Source organism: Acinetobacter sp. WCHAc010052, assembly GCF_002165295.2.
GTDB classification, from domain to species: domain Bacteria; phylum Pseudomonadota; class Gammaproteobacteria; order Pseudomonadales; family Moraxellaceae; genus Acinetobacter; species Acinetobacter chinensis.
Window position 1 is genome coordinate 538,762 of sequence record NZ_CP032143.1, and the last position, 17,550, is coordinate 556,311.

A 17,550-nucleotide genomic window follows, 5' to 3' on the forward strand; every position below is an offset into this window, starting at 1 on the left:
TTCCTTTTTAAGGTCTGATATGCAAAAAAGTTTGCATGAGGATATTATGCATCTGAAATATGGAGATATATTCTGTAAATCTGTTCAGAGTGTATCTTTCCTGTTAGGTTTTTTTTGTTCAATGCTCAGGTTTTGATAATCAAAAACGATCAACTCTGTTTCTGTCTGACCGGCGTGACAGTGCTGTCGTCTGTTTCATCATCTTCTTCAGGATTATCATCCATTCTATCTTCAGAGAGTTTGCTGAACAGTGCTGCAAGATTGACATTGCCAATGACGACAAGTTCTGCATCACGAAGCACTGCATGATTGACGTGTACTTTGGTCAGCGTATCAATAATGGAGCGTTTTTTCCCAAGCCAGCGGTTCAGGTCAAGGTGTAACAGGTCATCTTTGACGGTAACGACATTCAGTTTTTCCAGAATCATTCCCAAAGGATCTTTGTTCAGAACTTTCTGATAAAAAAACAGTGCCAGATTAAAAGCCATTTTCTGAAAGATATTTTTAAAGCGGGCTTCAATGACCTGTGTATCACTGATCTGTTCAAAAACAATCAACTGCATATCTTTGTTCAGTTCCATCTGAATGAGTTTCAGGTCTACAGACAGTGTGGTGTAAAGCCCTTTGACATCCAGTGTGGCATACAGGCGTAACCAGTCATCATGCAGATCGGCATGCAGATCCTGAAGGACTTTGACATTGTCGGTGACGAAACGCTCAAATGTAGCATTCAGAAAAACCTGAGACATCGGAAATTCACGTTCATCTTCAATAAATCCTTCAGCTTTCTGGTATACCTGTCGTATACGTCTGGAGATGCTGGATATCAGTGATTGCATACAGAAAATTCCGTTGATTAGGTTTTGGGAAATTTTTTATCGAAAATGTATTAAAAATACAGACCTGAAACCTTGCAGTTTAACAAAATTAAATGCACCATTTTCATGAATTTATTTATGTGCAGCCCGCATGGTGACAGGCTTCTGCTTTTTGTCTAAAAGTGATGACTGCGTTTATTTTATACTGATTTTGTATTGTTGGGGAATCAGGCATTTTGTCGGTTTATTGTGATGCTCAGGAAAATTAACTTTTCTCCACTGGTGAATAACTGGTGGAAAGACCCTGTTTTTGCAACAGCAGTGATCATGGCTGCCGTTCTGCATCTGCTGGTGTTGTCTGTGCAGTTCACCATGTCCGAACCACAGGATGCAGCGGTCAGGGAAATTGCGGTCACCATGCGTCCCAGTGAAACGGAAGTTAAAAATGCCGATTTTCTAGCACAGGCAGATCAGCAGGGTTCGGGAACATTCCGTGAAGCACACCGTATGTCCAGTGATATGCCTGCTCCAATGATTGACCAGAGTGCAGGGGAGCAGAAGCAGGAAAGTCGGGAGCAGATGCAGCAGAAAAAAGAGCTGAGCTTCGAAGAAAAAGTACTGATGACCACGCTCAGCTGGCAGAAAGAAGCGGAGCAGAACCGTCGTAAAAAAGCGGCAGATGAAATGAACAGCCAGTATCAGGCAAAGGCAGCCATGATTGCCAGTCTGGAAGCACAGTATCTGCAGCGTCAGCAGAACTTCAGCCGTCAGCAGAAAATTAAAACTGTGGATGGTATTCAGGCTAAACAGGATATGACGGCTGCCTATATGGAAAAATTCAGGCAAAAAGTCGAGTTTTACGGTAACCGTTATTATCCAGATCTGGCAAAAGCACAGCAGCTTGCTGGGGAAGTGCGCCTGATGGTGATTCTGAATCAGAACGGCGGAATCCGTGCTATTCGCCTGATTGAAGGCTCAGGTCATTCCGTGCTTGATGAAGCAGCAAAAGCATCTGTCCGTAAAGCAGCTCCATTTGGGGCATTTGATGTGAAAATGAAAGATATTTCTGAACTTCGAATTGTCAGAACGTGGCGTTTTGATCCTGCAGATGCTGAGTTTGAGGTGAACTGACGCTGTTTTATTCGGCATCGCTATGAGGTTCAGCCCGGATATATGCACCTTGTTCGTGTCCACCTGACCAGACGGCTTTTAAAACTTTTTCCTCGATTTTCAGCTGAATGGGAAAAATTTCAAGAGATGCCTTGTATTCAGGTTCGGCTTTTAAGCCAATACAGCTTTCATTTTTCCACCATTTTCCTTCTGCGTACTGATCCAGTGCGCCAACTGTCAGGTACCATTTAAAAGTACCATCTGGTTTTAGCAGCAGTTCAGAACCCACTTCCATGACTCCCTGTAAATAATAATGCCCTGACCACGCTGTCGATGCTTTTTCGGATTTTGGCTGCTTGCAGACCGTTTCAATATCTGCATGGGAATGTGCTGTAAATAAGCATGATGTTGCCAATAGAGTGGAAGTCAGAAGTTTTTTCATTGGATTTATAACGGTCTGAAATTATTTTTATTTTTAACACAGATTAAAGTCGGTTTTCTGAAAATAATAATTCTGAACTGATGTCTGATTGTGATAGGAGTTTTTTCAGATGCTGGCAATGAATGTGGATGGCTGATGTGCTGTGTTATTGACTGGAATAGTTTTTCAGGATTTCGCAAATTTCAACACTGAAATACGCATACCATTTTTCTTTGCCCAGCTGCTGCGCCACCTGATGTTCAGCATCTTTGTGCCATGCCTGGATATCTTCCAGTGAATTCCAGTAGGAAAGTGCAATTTCAGTGTGATGTTCTGTCAGCGATTCAAATTTCTGACAGTTGAACTGTGTCAGTGCTTTTTCACGCAAAGTACAGGCAGTGTTGAAATACTCCTGATCCAGTGTTCTTGTTTCAGCTTTAAAGATCACAACGTATTTCATAGAGGCTCACTGTATTGGCTGAAATGTCTTTTCAGGATGAGACTGCTGCTGATTTTTATTGAATGGGGGAATGAAGCAGTCATCCTCTGCCTGAGAGGATGACTGCCTGGATGGTCAGTCTTCTTTGATGGTATAAGGATTGTCAAAGCCAAGCTTTTTCAGAATTTCAATTTCCAGTGTTTCCATTTCTTCAGCATCTTCATCTGACGTTTCATGGTCATAGCCCATCAGATGCAGTGTGCCGTGTACGAGCATATGGGTAAAATGCTCAGCAGGCGTCTTTTGCTGTTCATCCGCTTCCTGTAAAACTACGGGAATGCAGATCACGAGATCGCCAATTGGAAAGGTCTCTAAAATCTGTGCCATTTCATCAGGCAGATCACTTGGAAAAGACAGCACGTTGGTCGGTTTGTCCTTTCCTCGATATTCCAGATTCAGTTTGTGACTGTCATTGTTGTCAACGCAGGCTATACCGATTTCACAGTCGCTCTGGGTATCAATATAACGCAGTGTGGTTTCAATCACTTTTTTGATGCTGGCACGTTTGAGTACCAGCGCTGGAGACTGGAAATCCTGTTGTAAGGATAGGCTAAGTTTCAAGATGAATCCTTAATTTATTCAGCTCTGATGCTGTTCGTCCGCTTTGCTGTCATTTTCAGCGACCAGTGCTTCCTGGAGTGCTTTACGTTCGGCTCTGGCTGCTGCTGTCAGACGCTGCTGTTCACTGTCCCAGCCTTCGTAGGCTTCAACAATTTTCTGAACCAGCTGGTGACGGACAACATCACGGGAATGAAAACGGGTGATGTGAATTTCTTTCACATTTTCGATCACACGCAGCGCATGTGCAAGTCCTGATTGCTGCCCACGTGGCAGATCGACCTGAGTGACATCGCCTGTAATGACCGCACGGGAACCAAAACCCAGTCGGGTCAGGAACATTTTCATCTGCTCAGGTGTTGTATTCTGGGCTTCATCCAAAATCACGAATGAGTGATTCAGGGTACGACCACGCATATAAGCTAAAGGGGCAACTTCAATCACCTGGCGTTCAATCAGTTTGGCTACTTTTTCAAAACCCAGCATTTCATACAGGGCATCGTAAAGCGGGCGCAGATAAGGGTCAATTTTCTGGGTCAGGTCACCAGGCAGGAAGCCCAGTTTTTCACCGGCTTCCACCGCTGGACGAACCAGTAATATGCGCTGGATTTCATTGCGCTCCAGCATATCTACAGCTGCTGCAACAGCAAGATAGGTTTTACCCGTTCCGGCAGGACCGATACCAAAAGAAATATCACTCTGTAAAATGCGCTGTACATAACGCTTCTGATTGGCACCGCGAGGATTGATACGACCTTTGCGTGTCTGTAGCCAGACATCATCCAGGCCGGTATGTTCCTGATCAAACAGGTCAGCCTGAAGTTCGCGGTCAGTCTGGCTCCCCTGAATCATGAGATGCAGAGTATCTGCACTGATCTGAGGGGAGGTTTCTGCTTCTTCATGCAGGTGCTGCAGAAGCATTTCGGCTCTCTCAACTGCATCCATTTCACCATCAATGAAAAAAGCATCACCGCGATGGGAAAGCTGGACATTCAGTCGTTGTTCTATTTGTTTAAGATGTCCGTTATAAGCGCCAAGCATGCTCTTTAAACGTTCCATCGAAATCCCAGGAAAAGCTACTGTACGTCGAATCGCTGCAGTCAAGAGAAGTCCTTATAGTGTTGTCTTGATTATACCCTTACATTACGTCACGTCAGGCTCAAGATTCAAGAGTTCACCATAAACTAAATTTAAAGTTTTAATCTCTGTAACCTCAATCTCTGCAAAGCGTCCAACCCAGGACGGGTCACCAATAAATGTAACTAGACGTGTATTGTCAGCAGTACCGACCAGCAGGTCAGGATCTTTGGTGGAAACATTCTCGACCAGGACACGCTGAACCGTTCCCAGCATGGCATCTGTTTTACGGATACTGGACTGTTTGATCCACTGCTGCACTTTTGCCAGGCGTTCTTTTTTCACATCTTCAGGGGTGCTGTCTGGCAGTTCTGAAGCAGGTGTACCTGGACGTTTTGAATAAACAAAACTGTAGGAATGGTCAAAGTCCATGTCCTGGATAAACTGATAGGTTTCTTCAAAATGTTCATCAGTTTCACCCGGGAAGCCAATAATGAAATCTGAAGACAGGTGCATGTCTGGACGGACTTTACGCAGTCGTGCAATTTTGTCGATATAGACATCAATGGTGTGGTTACGTTTCATTGCCTGTAACACATCATTTGAACCGCTCTGAACCGGCAGATGCAGATGCGAAACCATCTGTGGCAGATCACGGTAACACTGGATCAGATCATCATTGAATTCCAGTGGGTGAGAAGTGGTATAGCGGATACGTCCAATACCAGGAATTTCTGCAACCAGACGAAGTAAATCTGCAAAAGTACAGATATTGCCTTCAAAGGTTTCACCACGGTAACCGTTTACATTCTGTCCCAGCAGGGAAACTTCACGGACACCTTTTTCAGCCAGTGTTGCAATTTCAGCCAGCACATCATCAAGCGGACGGGAAACTTCTTCACCACGGGTATAAGGCACCACGCAGAATGAGCAGTATTTTGAACAGCCTTCCATGATGGATACAAAAGCCTTAAAACCCTCAACTCGCGGTTCTGGTAAAAAATCGAATTTTTCAATATCAGGGAAAGAAATATCCACCAGTCTGATTTTTTCTTTTTTCGGTTTTTCAATCTGTTCAACATGCTGATCGAGCATCTGAGGCAGACGGTGCAGGGTCTGTGGACCAAAAACCATATCGACATAAGGCGCACGTTTCTGAATGTTGTCACCTTCCTGAGAAGCAACACAACCACCGACACCAATGACAAGTTCTGGATTTTTTTCTTTCAGTTTGCGCCAGCGACCCAGTTCAGAAAATACTTTTTCCTGCGCTTTTTCGCGGATGGAACAGGTGTTCATCAACAGAATATCAGCATCACCTGGATCGGTGGTCAGCACATAGCCGTGAGAATCACCCAAGAGGTCTGCCATACGGTGACTGTCATACTCATTCATCTGACACCCTTGCGTTTCGATGTACAGTTTTTTAACCGTACCGTCGGCTGGGGTGTGCTGTGGCTGGGTTACAGTGTTTTCTGAGGCAGCTTTGGCACCATTGGGAATGAAGGTTTGAACCGTCATGCAGGCTCCTGGTAAATAATAAGGGAAAATGTCTGACGGTCTCGGACAGAACAGAAAGCTGTAGAGAACAGGCTGGGCATTTTCATGGAGTTTTAATGAAAGGGGCGTATTTTAGCAGGAATTATACCTGAAGCTGTAGCTCTAAATCACGACTCAAAAATATTGATTTATGGAGTAAAAATGATTGAAAATTAATATTGTTTAATCATAAGGTTACACAACTCAACAGTAGAACGGCTGGAGAGTAATTAAACTAGGTAAAATTGTTCAGATGAATGAAGGCAATCCAAAGATGGCTCAGGGCAGGTCAATGTTTAGTTCGATCAAAAAGAAAAATGGTTACAGAGTACTTGCTTTAAGCGTTACAGCAATCGGATTTGCTACAGGTGTAAGTGCGGCAGATGAACAGTTTACGGCAGCTCTCAGCGCTGCAGGTGCCGCTAATGTTGCCTTGTTACAGCAGTATCAGTCTGAAATGCAGAATGACGCACTGGGGTATTATCCTGAATACTGGATACTGAACAACAATCTTGGCATGCAGCCAGCGGCAAATATTGTGAATTTTGCTCAGCGTTATCCGCAGTCTGCAATGGCAGAAAAACTTGCAGCTGATTATGTCGAAGAAAAAGTAAAACAGGCTGACTTTGCAACAGCGCAGCCCGTTCTGAAATATGTGACAAATGCAGACCAGGCAGAAAGCTGTGCAGTTGCACAGGTCAGAGCCAGAACAGGCGATCAGCTAGTTTTTGCAGAATATAAAGATGTATGGCTTGCCACCAACTCCCAACCTGATTCATGCACAGGACTTGGGCGCATGATGCTGTCCAGTCCACTGATGACAGCGCAGGATAAACAGCAGCGTTTGTGGGCGCAGTTACGCGCAGGACAGTCTGGTCAGGCAGTGGCAACAGCACAGACACTGGGGCTGACCCTAACCCTAGCTCAGCTGAATCAGATACAGGCAAATCCTTTGAATTATCTGTGGTCTGCACCTAAAGCAACCGGTGAAGATCAGGCTTATCTGATCTTTGCGATCGGTCGTCTTGCAGACAGTGACCTGAATTCGGCGATTGCATCTGTGCAGCGTGCAGCGCAGGGAACACCAGAAGCAGTTCAGAAAGCCATGTATCGGGCTGTGGGCTACATTGGTGGAACCACAGTCATGAAAAACAATTTCAACAAAGAAGTGTTGAATTATCTGGATGCCAGTTATGGACTGCCGTTCAGTGCTGAAGAAGCTGAAATTTATGCCCGTCAGGCGATCCGTTTTGGCGCATGGGAAAGTGTGATCCGTGCGGTGGATGCAATGAGTGTCACTCAGAAACAGGAAGACCGCTGGCAGTACTGGCTGGCTCGTGCTTCAGTACAGCGTGGAGATGCTGCTTCCAGAAAAACAGGACAGGAAATTCTGAACCGTCTTGCACAGGGCGATGACTACCATAATCTGCTGGCAAAAGACCTGGTGGGAAAGACATACAGCAGTACTCCATCCAGTTCAGAGCCGTCTTCATCTGATATGCAACGTCTGAATCAGGATATTCATTTCAGTCGTGCTTTTGCCCTGCGCCGTGTCAATGCACCTGAAAATTATGTGAACCGTGAATGGAACTGGGCAGTCCGACAGGCATATCTGAAACATGATGATGGTCTGATTCTGGCTGCGGCTAAACGCGCAACGGATATGGGATGGTATGACCGGGCTATTTATGCAGCGGATCGAACCACCAATAAACATAACTATGCTTACCGTTATGCGATGCCACATCAGGCATATGTGGTCAGTCACAGCCGTAATGCCGGTATTGATCCTGCATGGGCATATGGTCTGATGCGCCAGGAAAGCCGTTTTGTTTCGCATGCCCGTTCGCATGTGGGTGCAGGTGGTCTGATGCAGATCATGCCTGATACAGCAAAACTGGTTGCCCGTCAGATGGGTGAAACCTATAACCCTGCTGCATTGACCGATATGAACACTAATATCCGTTATGGAACTTTTTATCTGTCCATGATTCAGGGGCAGCTGAGCAGTAATCCTGTACTTGCAACGGCAGGCTATAATGCCGGTCCAAACCGTGCGCGCAGATGGCAGCCTGAGTTTCAGTCCATAGCGGCAGATCAGTACACAGAAAGTATTCCGCTGAATGAAACCCGTGACTATGTGAAAAATGTGATGACCAATGCGGCACATTATGGTGTGCTACTGGGGCAGGGAGCGCAGTCCATTGGAAAACGGATGCAGGTGATACCTTTCAGGAACACGCCTTAACTGTAAATTTTATGAAGTTGTAATATCCACTGGAATTGGGTAGCTGAAAATGACCAGGACTCGACCGTCTGTACCGCTGAAACTGTCATTGCTCAGTCTGGGCGGTGTATGGCTGTCTGTTGTCAGTCCGCAGCTCCGTGCAGAGACGGTACAGGGCTACGTGATGGAAGTACAGTTAACTCCAGCGGCATGTTTAATGGACAGTCTGCGGTCAAAAAAACGGAAATGTCTTGAGGGTTACTCTTTAAATATTCAGGGGTTGTTTCCTGAAACTTCAAAGCGTGACTGTCATACCACATCATCAGCAGCATTGTCGCCACTCCAGGCAAAGGTGGTTGCACGGGTCATGCCTGATGAAGGTGCCAGAGTACAGTTGTGGAAGTCTGTGGGTGGATGCGTTCCTGGAAATGCCAGCCAGTATTTCCGGACCATTATCAATTTTGCGGAACGCTTGAAAGTACCTGCGGAGCTGACTTCACCTGAAACACGCCAGATGCAGCTGAACACAGTCAGACTGAAATTTTTGCAGCTTAATCCAGGACTGACATCGGCAGGTATTCATTTTACCTGTCAGAATCATCAGGGGAATCCGCTGTTGACCGGTGTTCAGTTGTGTTATCGGACCAATGGGCAGTACAGACAGTGCTCAGGCACAGTGACAGGGAATTGTCCTGCGACAGTTCTGATTAAAGGTTCCTACTGATTTTATTGAAACATCTTATTTATATTTTCTATCATACTTTTGTTGAAATACGACCTCTTTTATATGCATATCCGAAAAGATTGGAGTACAATCTTGGGCGTTTATGATAATTCGATTAAATGGAAAAGCCCATTTTAATCACATTAACGATCCTCAATTGGAGATAATTACATGAAGCAAGCAGTTCGTGTTGCCGTTACAGGCGCAGCAGGTCAAATCGGTTACAGCCTATTATTCCGTATCGCCAGTGGCGAAATGCTTGGTAAAGACCAACCAGTTATTCTTCAATTATTAGAAGTTCCATTTGAGAAAGCTCAAGCTGCGCTTAAAGGCGTAATGATGGAACTTGACGACTGTGCATTCCCATTGCTTGAAGGCATGATCGGTACTGATGATCCTAAAGTTGCATTCAAAGATGCTGACTACGCACTTTTAGTTGGTTCACGTCCACGTGGTCCTGGTATGGAGCGTGCTGAATTACTTAAAGTAAACGGTGAAATCTTCATCGGTCAGGGTCAGGCTCTGAACGAAGTTGCGAGCCGTGATGTTAAAGTTCTTGTTGTAGGTAACCCTGCGAACACTAACGCTTACATCGCAATGAAATCTGCTCCAGATCTTCCAGCGAAAAACTTCACAGCAATGTTACGTCTTGACCACAACCGTGCGTTAACTCAACTTGCTCAAAAAGCTGGTGTTGCAGTTTCTGATATCAAAACAATGACTGTCTGGGGTAACCACTCTCCAACAATGTATGCTGACTACCGTTTTGCAACAGTAAACGGCGAAAGCTTAAAAGACAAAATCAACGATGCTGAATGGAACAAAGACGTGTTCCTTCCAACTGTTGGTAAACGTGGTGCTGCGATCATCGAAGCACGTGGTTTGTCTTCTGCTGCGTCTGCTGCTAACGCTGCAATCGACCATATGCGCGACTGGGCTCTTGGCACAAACGGCGAATGGGTAACTATGGGTATTCCTTCTGACGGTTCTTATGGTATTCCTGAAGGCGTAATGTTCGGTTTCCCTGTAACTTGTGAAAATGGCGAATACAAAATCGTTCAAGGTCTTGAAATCGATGAATTCAGCCGTGAACGTATCAACTTCACTCTTGATGAGTTAGAAGGCGAACGTGCAGCAGTTGCTGACATGGTTAAATAATTGAATTTTTAAGATCACTGATCTTTTAAATTGAATTGAAGAAGCACTCCATTCTGGGGTGCTTTTTTTATGGATGAGAAACGGCTTCTACAAAAAATAACAGGATGAATGCCTGATGTAGCAGTATTTAAACCCGTTTCGGGGTAGATTTGTGGTGTAAAAATAAAGACTTGAATGGAAAATAAAAATGTTTGATGAACAACCGACACTCAAATTATTGTTTGATCAGCTGGGACTGGACTCTGAGCCAGCCTCAATCGATTCATTTGTTGAAACACACCAGCTGCCAGAAGGTGTCATGATGCATGAAGCTGATTTCTGGACGGATTCACAGCGTGATTTTCTAGTGAGTCACTGGCAGAAAGATGATAACTGGTCTTTGGTCATTGATGAGCTGAGTGAATTGCTGAGTACTGATGCACAGAAGTAAGGTGAATTGTGCGTAAAACCTGATAGTTTAATTATTGAACACAAATTGAAACAACATCGCCAGCAGATTCAGCTGGCTTTTCTTTGCTTTATCTTATAAGTTAATTGCATAACTAATGACAATTATGCTGATAAGTAAGGAGGGCGCTCATGCTCAGGACGAACAAACCATCCCTCGAAATGCTTTTTTCTCAGTTAGGACTGGCAAACAGCCCCGCTGCAATAGAGCTGTATGTCCGCACTCACCAGTTAACCGCCAGCCAGAACTTACATGATGCACCGTTCTGGAATAAATCACAGCGTGATTTCCTGATCAGCCATCTGGTTCAGGATGATGACTGGTCAATGTGGATTGATGAACTGAATCAACAACTGCATATGGATGCCTATAAATTACAGACTGCATAAGCTGAAGCAATCTCCACAATAAAAAAGATGGCAAAAGCCATCTTTTTTATTGGTGTCTATTAATCCAGATGCTATCAGTGCAACCTGTCCTGAATCATCTGGCTAAACCATGCTTCATTCTGTACAGGTTTAAAAGCAGGGTGCTGTTTTAACAAAACCAGATCAAAATCAGCCGTAGCCATATATTTTTTAAGCCAGTGTCGTGTCAGTGACAGTTCATTTTTGCTCACAGAAGCGTAAGCCAGCATAAAATAAATATCAGCACTTTCATGTTGAGTCATCGGTTTTAAAATCTGCTGTGTAATCAGCGCATATCTGGTTTCTTTGCTTAGTTCGAAATAAACCATATAGGCTTTTGCTAGATGCAAAGATAAATTTACATACAGAGGCATCGGCATTTCTTCATATTCAACACGTGCGGTTTCAAACAGCACGATTGCTTCCTGGAGAAAATGAACCTGTTCCTGTCTGGAGTTACTTCGTTCGACCAACTGTAAACGCAAGTCCCCACGTTCAAGTGCAAGTTCAGGGGTGTTGTTTTTCAGATATAACTGATCTGTCTCACCAATACGCTCGATAAGTTGTTTTGTATTTTCAAACATGATCAGTTCCTCTTGAATAATGTTCAGTATTATGTGGGCATCTTCAGGAATTTAAAGCCCTTGAACATTATACGCAGTGTTGCAGATTTGAAATTCTGCATCGGGCGCTGCTTAAATGATATCTGAATCGCTGCGAAGCCAGGCAGTAATGGACAGACGCTGATGTTTTGCTTTCAGGACTTCATGTAATAAATCACTCTGAAACAGTGCAATACGGTTCGGCTTCGGCTGAAGAATATGCCACTGATCATTTTTGTCCTGCAGGTGCAGTTCACCACCCCAGTCACTTTGCCATTGTTCATGCAGATAATAGACTGCGGAAAAGACCCTGCCATTTTTGTTGTGAGGATTGTCCCGATGCAGGGCATAGAACTCACCTGAATTGTAACAGGCAAAATGAGCTTCCACATTTCGGATGCCCGAATAGAAGGCTCGGTTCAGCTGCTTTGCCAGTTCTTCCAGTTGATGCACATGCTGACTGGCTGTTTCGAGCTGTTCATTGATCCATAAAATATGATCACTGCGTATTTTGCTGACAACGCCATTCTGAATAGCGGCATCTCTGAATTTATTCAGGTTTGAGGTGCATTCTTCAACCAGTCTGTGCATATATGCGGGAGGGTAGGCTTCATCAATAACAGTAAAACCCTGTTGATCCAGATCGTGAATAATCTGATCAACATTCCATGACTTTGGGAGAAGAACTGCATCCATATAAAATTCCATTGAAAATGAATAACTGAAAGAACGTTATTTTAGTGTAAGACAGCAGTCGGAACGAAACATTTTTTCATGCTAAAATAACAGTTGATATCAGGAATTAATGAAACATGAATTACCGTCACCATTTCCATGCAGGCAACTTTGCCGACGTGATGAAGCACGTATTGCTGCTTCAGTTATTAAGTCGACTGAATGCAAAAGACAAACCTTATCGCTATGTAGATACACATGGTGGTGCAGGTAAGTACGACTTGTCGACTTCAGAAGCACAGAAATCAGGTGAGTTTTTAAACGGTATTCATCGTCTGGTGAAACTGGATGATTCAATTAAGCGTAATGCACCTGAAGGCGTGAAACAGTATCTGAAAATTGTGGAAGATATGCGTGCAGGTTCAGGTAAAGGTGCATACCCGGGTTCGCCGTGGTTTGCGCTTGAAGGTATGCGTGATATTGATAAAGCCACTATTTTTGAAATGCAGCGTGATGTGTTTCAGCAGCTGTATTACAACATTCGTGACAAACGTGCAGGTCTGCATGAACGTGATGCGTATGAAGGTCTGCTCGGTGTGATTCCACCTAAAGAAAAGCGTGGACTGGTCATGATTGACCCACCTTATGAGCTGGAGCGTAAAGATTTTCCTCAGTTGGTGGAACTGCTTGTTGCTGCTTATAAAAAATGGCCGACAGGTGTTTTTGCCGTATGGTATCCGATTAAAGACCGTGCCATGATTGAGCGTTTTGAAAAGAAAATGATGAAAACAGGTATCCGCCGTCAGCTGGTCTGCGAAGTGTGTGTATGGCCAGATGATACTCCAGTCGGACTGAATGGCTGTGGTCTGCTGGTGATCAACCCACCATGGAAATTCTCTCAGGATGCAGACGAAGCATTGCAATGGTTATTCCCTCATTTACGTATGAGTGAAAATGGTGGTCATGCAGCTGTTCGCTGGTTGGTTGGCGAATAAATTCAGAACACAGAGTGCGAAAAAACAGGTCACAGATTAGGACTTCAGAATGACAAATATAAATAAACCTGAAAGTGAACATTCTTCACAGGACGAGCAGCGTAGTTTCGACGGAATTACGTTTGAAGTTGAAGAGGAAGAACATACACATGAAGGGCAGAAAGTGAAGCGTCGGGGTATCTACCTGTGGCCAAACCTGATCACAACGGCAGCGTTGCTTTCAGGTTTTTACTCGATTATTGCCAGTATGAACGGTGATTTTACTCAGGCAATCTATGCAATTTTTATTGCCGCGCTGTTTGATGGTCTGGATGGTCGTGTAGCCCGTGCCATTGGTGCGCAGAGTGCCTTTGGTGAGCAGTTCGATTCATTATCGGATCTGCTGGCTTTTGGTGTGGCACCTGCCATCCTGATGTACAGCTGGAGTCTGAATGACCTTGGACGCATCGGTCTGGCTGCATGTTTTGTTTATACCGCATGTGCTGCATTCCGTTTAGCGCGGTTTAACGTGCAGATCGGTGTAGTGGACAAACGCTACTTTATTGGTGTGGCAAGCCCACTTGCAGCTATCATGATTATTTCACTGGTCTGGGTTGGGCGTGACTTTCCTGAGATCTTTGATCTTAAAGATGCTGCAGTTCAGGGGATTAATGCTGTGATCATTATTGCAGTCGGTCTGCTGATGATTTCCAATATTAAATATTATTCCTTTAAAACCGTGGACCGTAAACGTGTCCCATTTTTCGTGTTACCAATTGCAGTATTTATACTTGCAGCAATGACTTATAATATTCCTGTTGGAATACTTGTAATTTCGATCATCTATGCGTTGTCAGGATTTGTGACAACTTTTATGGCTGGTCGCAAAGGTTAAAAAAAATAATGAAATAAAAATCGGAGTCTGATATGCAGCTGCTTATGAATTTAGTCGATGAATCAAGGCAGCTCAATCAGGCTCGGTTTCCACTCGATCTTGCCTACCATCCGCAAAAAGGATGGTTCAGGATCATCCATCAGGGCATCATGATTCCTGATCTGCCTGCACCGCTGCACTACTTTAATTTCCTGACCATTATTGGGCAACCTAACGTTCCCATGTTGCGTAATCCATCGGCAATCAGAACCACGGTTGGTGATACGGCTGCTGTAATCTGCAGTGTCAGTCCACAGATGGCAGGGCATTTTCATTCTTATTCTGTCGAAAATGACTGTTATTTACGACAAAACCATTACCAGTTTGCCGACAGGGAAATACTGAGCGGGGCGTTACCTGAGTTCAGATTACAGCGGCAGGATGATGAACTCAGTGTCGATCTGAAAATTACAACAAAACCTGTTATTTCACATTTTACAAAACTGAAACTTGGACTGTTTGAACACTGGTCTCTGTTATGCCGCTGTCAGGGGCAGATCACTTATAAAGAGCAGAAATTTGAGATTGATCAGATGGGGGCGTTTGAATATGCCCGCGCTGTAAACATTCCATATTTACCTTTATGTTTTTTTACATATCAGATTATTAATTTAAAAGATCAGCGGCAACTGTTGCTGGCTCAGTTAAGAAATAACTTTAACCAGGTAGTTCAGTCCAGAATTTACTTACGCGATTTTCATCGGGCTACAGCTGTTATGTATGATGAAAATGTGATTTTCAGCGTACATCGTGTTTATCCGAAAGTAAAAACACCCAATCAGCAGGAAATGTATCTGCCGCGTGAATTTGAATGGCATTATCAGGACGCTGAAACTGAAATTCATATTCAGGCACAAAGTCGGGGGGATTTTAAATTTGGGCTTGCAGCAGGTTATGTCGGAAGTTATTGCTATCAGTTAACCATAAATGATTATAAAGAAGCAGGAACAGCAGGCTATTGCGAGTACATTGACTGTCGCCCCCTGAAGTGGCAGGAGAAAAAAGATGAACATCCAATGGTTGAAAAAATGATGTCTACAGCACCAATTACAGTAAAAATAAGAAAAAACACTTAAAATAGATTAATAAATAAACGCTCAGTAAGAAAAACAAAAAAAAGATGTCTGAGGGGGTTGTGTCTGCTCTGAAATGCTGTAGAATGCACATCCATCGGCGGTGATGAAGATTAAAACTTCTGATAAAACAGTGGCTTAGCATAGAATGGTTAAGCTGGGTTTTAGAAAGAAAGTTTAAAATAATTTACATTACATGTTGACTTTGAAGAGATTCAGAGTAATATAGCCGACCTAGCTTGATGCTGACGAAGCATCGAGAAGATCATTAAGAGAATATGAAGAACAACTTGTGTGGATTTTTACTGATTGATCGATCGAAATTATTTTCATTGATTGATGGTTTAAATTACTCGAAGTTTATTTGAGAGAATTTGTCAGAAAATTGATGAGCCAAGATTGGCACCCTTTAAGGTGCTAGCAAGTATTAAACTGAAGAGTTTGATCATGGCTCAGATTGAACGCTGGCGGCAGGCTTAACACATGCAAGTCGAGCGGAGAGATGTAGCTTGCTACTGATCTTAGCGGCGGACGGGTGAGTAATGCTTAGGAATCTGCCTATTAGTGGGGGACAACATTCCGAAAGGAATGCTAATACCGCATACGCCCTACGGGGGAAAGCAGGGGATCATTAGACCTTGCGCTAATAGATGAGCCTAAGTCGGATTAGCTAGTTGGTGGGGTAAAGGCCTACCAAGGCGACGATCTGTAGCGGGTCTGAGAGGATGATCCGCCACACTGGGACTGAGACACGGCCCAGACTCCTACGGGAGGCAGCAGTGGGGAATATTGGACAATGGGGGGAACCCTGATCCAGCCATGCCGCGTGTGTGAAGAAGGCCTTTTGGTTGTAAAGCACTTTAAGCGAGGAGGAGGCTACTCTGGTTAATACCCAGGGATAGTGGACGTTACTCGCAGAATAAGCACCGGCTAACTCTGTGCCAGCAGCCGCGGTAATACAGAGGGTGCGAGCGTTAATCGGATTTACTGGGCGTAAAGCGTACGTAGGCGGCTTTTTAAGTCGGATGTGAAATCCCTGAGCTTAACTTAGGAATTGCATTCGATACTGGGAAGCTAGAGTATGGGAGAGGATGGTAGAATTCCAGGTGTAGCGGTGAAATGCGTAGAGATCTGGAGGAATACCGATGGCGAAGGCAGCCATCTGGCCTAATACTGACGCTGAGGTACGAAAGCATGGGGAGCAAACAGGATTAGATACCCTGGTAGTCCATGCCGTAAACGATGTCTACTAGCCGTTGGGGCCTTTGAGGCTTTAGTGGCGCAGCTAACGCGATAAGTAGACCGCCTGGGGAGTACGGTCGCAAGACTAAAACTCAAATGAATTGACGGGGGCCCGCACAAGCGGTGGAGCATGTGGTTTAATTCGATGCAACGCGAAGAACCTTACCTGGTCTTGACATAGTAAGAACTTTCCAGAGATGGATTGGTGCCTTCGGGAACTTACATACAGGTGCTGCATGGCTGTCGTCAGCTCGTGTCGTGAGATGTTGGGTTAAGTCCCGCAACGAGCGCAACCCTTTTCCTTATTTGCCAGCACTTCGGGTGGGAACTTTAAGGATACTGCCAGTGACAAACTGGAGGAAGGCGGGGACGACGTCAAGTCATCATGGCCCTTACGACCAGGGCTACACACGTGCTACAATGGTCGGTACAAAGGGTTGCTACCTAGCGATAGGATGCTAATCTCAAAAAGCCGATCGTAGTCCGGATTGGAGTCTGCAACTCGACTCCATGAAGTCGGAATCGCTAGTAATCGCGGATCAGAATGCCGCGGTGAATACGTTCCCGGGCCTTGTACACACCGCCCGTCACACCATGGGAGTTTGTTGCACCAGAAGTAGGTAGTCTAACCGTAAGGAGGACGCTTACCACGGTGTGGCCGACGACTGGGGTGAAGTCGTAACAAGGTAGCCGTAGGGGAACCTGCGGCTGGATCACCTCCTTAACGAAAGATTGACGATTGGTAAGAATCCACAACAAGTTGTTCTTCATTGATGTATCTGAGGGTCTGTAGCTCAGTTGGTTAGAGCACACGCTTGATAAGCGTGGGGTCACAAGTTCAAGTCTTGTCAGACCCACCATTCTGACGAATCAGCACAGAAACAGATATATCGGGATCTTAACTGGGGACTTAGCTTAGTTGGTAGAGCGCCTGCTTTGCACGCAGGAGGTCAGGAGTTCGACTCTCCTAGTCTCCACCATCACATTAAGTGAAGTTCTGAATTATAGAATTTAGTGAATATGACATCATCTGATTTCAGTTTATTAAGTTCTGTGATTTATCA

At 44.6% G+C, this 17,550-nt stretch carries 17 protein-coding genes, 2 tRNA genes and 1 rRNA gene; 12 read left to right on the forward strand and 8 right to left on the reverse strand.

What is annotated here, in order from left to right; genetic code table 11:
- Positions 1-149: 149 nt before the first annotated feature.
- Positions 150-839: a hypothetical protein gene (locus CDG61_RS02985; protein WP_087549991.1), complete on the reverse strand. Its 690-nt coding sequence runs from the start codon at positions 837-839 to the stop codon at positions 150-152.
- A gap of 231 nt (positions 840-1,070) precedes the next feature.
- Between CDG61_RS02985 and CDG61_RS02990 the strand changes: the two genes are divergently transcribed.
- The gene (locus CDG61_RS02990; protein ID WP_087512746.1) at positions 1,071-1,949 is read left to right on the forward strand and encodes an energy transducer TonB; all 879 of its coding nucleotides are present in this window, start codon (positions 1,071-1,073) and stop codon (positions 1,947-1,949) included.
- Positions 1,950-1,956: 7 nt separating this feature from the next.
- Here the strand turns inward: CDG61_RS02990 and CDG61_RS02995 are convergent, their stop codons facing one another.
- The 5 genes from CDG61_RS02995 to miaB all read right to left on the reverse strand — a co-directional run bounded on the left by CDG61_RS02995 (position 1,957) and on the right by miaB (position 6,004).
- The gene (locus CDG61_RS02995; protein ID WP_087549992.1) at positions 1,957-2,370 is read right to left on the reverse strand and encodes a hypothetical protein; all 414 of its coding nucleotides are present in this window, start codon (positions 2,368-2,370) and stop codon (positions 1,957-1,959) included.
- Positions 2,371-2,515: 145 nt separating this feature from the next.
- Positions 2,516-2,809 carry an antibiotic biosynthesis monooxygenase family protein gene (locus CDG61_RS03000; RefSeq protein ID WP_087549993.1) on the reverse strand — a complete coding sequence of 98 codons (294 nt, stop codon included), beginning with the start codon at positions 2,807-2,809 and terminating at the stop codon, positions 2,516-2,518.
- Between the two features lie 114 nt (positions 2,810-2,923).
- Entirely contained in the window at positions 2,924-3,409 is a 486-nt protein-coding gene (gene ybeY / locus CDG61_RS03005; protein WP_087549994.1) for an rRNA maturation RNase YbeY, read from the reverse strand.
- Positions 3,410-3,427: 18 nt separating this feature from the next.
- Positions 3,428-4,510 (reverse strand): PhoH family protein, encoded by a 1,083-nt coding sequence (locus CDG61_RS03010; RefSeq protein WP_087549995.1) that lies wholly within the window; start codon positions 4,508-4,510, stop codon positions 3,428-3,430.
- Positions 4,511-4,549: 39 nt separating this feature from the next.
- On the reverse strand, positions 4,550-6,004 hold the full coding sequence (gene miaB, locus CDG61_RS03015) for a tRNA (N6-isopentenyl adenosine(37)-C2)-methylthiotransferase MiaB (protein WP_087549996.1): 1,455 nt from the start codon (positions 6,002-6,004) through the stop codon (positions 4,550-4,552).
- 310 nt (positions 6,005-6,314) lie between these two features.
- On the opposite strand from miaB, the gene CDG61_RS03020 reads away from it, so the two are divergent.
- From CDG61_RS03020 to CDG61_RS03040, 5 genes are all read left to right on the forward strand, one after another.
- The gene (locus CDG61_RS03020; protein ID WP_416240697.1) at positions 6,315-8,270 is read left to right on the forward strand and encodes a transglycosylase SLT domain-containing protein; all 1,956 of its coding nucleotides are present in this window, start codon (positions 6,315-6,317) and stop codon (positions 8,268-8,270) included.
- 49 nt (positions 8,271-8,319) lie between these two features.
- Entirely contained in the window at positions 8,320-8,973 is a 654-nt protein-coding gene (locus CDG61_RS03025; protein ID WP_087549997.1) for a ribonuclease I, read from the forward strand.
- A 171-nt stretch (positions 8,974-9,144) separates the two neighbouring features.
- A complete protein-coding gene (locus tag CDG61_RS03030) occupies positions 9,145-10,131 on the forward strand; it encodes a malate dehydrogenase (RefSeq protein WP_087512739.1) in 987 nt (328 codons plus the stop codon).
- A gap of 187 nt (positions 10,132-10,318) precedes the next feature.
- A complete protein-coding gene (locus CDG61_RS03035) occupies positions 10,319-10,561 on the forward strand; it encodes a DUF2789 family protein (RefSeq protein WP_087549998.1) in 243 nt (80 codons plus the stop codon).
- A 149-nt stretch (positions 10,562-10,710) separates the two neighbouring features.
- A complete protein-coding gene (locus CDG61_RS03040; RefSeq protein WP_087512737.1) occupies positions 10,711-10,968 on the forward strand; it encodes a DUF2789 family protein in 258 nt (85 codons plus the stop codon).
- Positions 10,969-11,042: 74 nt separating this feature from the next.
- Here CDG61_RS03040 and CDG61_RS03045 read toward each other — a convergent pair whose 3' ends face one another.
- Positions 11,043-11,570, reverse strand: coding sequence for a hypothetical protein (locus CDG61_RS03045; RefSeq protein ID WP_087549999.1), 528 nt, complete (start codon positions 11,568-11,570; stop codon positions 11,043-11,045).
- A gap of 111 nt (positions 11,571-11,681) precedes the next feature.
- Positions 11,682-12,284, reverse strand: coding sequence for a 2OG-Fe(II) oxygenase (locus CDG61_RS03050; RefSeq protein WP_087550000.1), 603 nt, complete (start codon positions 12,282-12,284; stop codon positions 11,682-11,684).
- 116 nt (positions 12,285-12,400) lie between these two features.
- Here CDG61_RS03050 and CDG61_RS03055 point away from each other — a divergent pair, with 116 nt between their 5' ends.
- The 6 genes from CDG61_RS03055 (at position 12,401) to CDG61_RS03085 (ending at position 17,466) form a co-directional block, all read left to right on the forward strand.
- Positions 12,401-13,258 carry a 23S rRNA (adenine(2030)-N(6))-methyltransferase RlmJ gene (locus tag CDG61_RS03055; RefSeq protein ID WP_087512734.1) on the forward strand — a complete coding sequence of 286 codons (858 nt, stop codon included), beginning with the start codon at positions 12,401-12,403 and terminating at the stop codon, positions 13,256-13,258.
- A gap of 49 nt (positions 13,259-13,307) precedes the next feature.
- Entirely contained in the window at positions 13,308-14,132 is an 825-nt protein-coding gene (pssA, locus tag CDG61_RS03060) for a CDP-diacylglycerol--serine O-phosphatidyltransferase (RefSeq protein ID WP_087512733.1), read from the forward strand.
- A gap of 32 nt (positions 14,133-14,164) precedes the next feature.
- Positions 14,165-15,247: a DUF6670 family protein gene (locus CDG61_RS03065; RefSeq protein WP_087550001.1), complete on the forward strand. Its 1,083-nt coding sequence runs from the start codon at positions 14,165-14,167 to the stop codon at positions 15,245-15,247.
- A 426-nt stretch (positions 15,248-15,673) separates the two neighbouring features.
- Positions 15,674-17,210 (forward strand): 16S ribosomal RNA (locus CDG61_RS03075).
- Between the two features lie 59 nt (positions 17,211-17,269).
- Positions 17,270-17,346, forward strand: a tRNA-Ile gene (locus CDG61_RS03080).
- A 44-nt stretch (positions 17,347-17,390) separates the two neighbouring features.
- Positions 17,391-17,466: transfer RNA gene (locus CDG61_RS03085), tRNA-Ala, on the forward strand.
- The last annotated feature ends 84 nt before the right edge of the window (positions 17,467-17,550 follow it).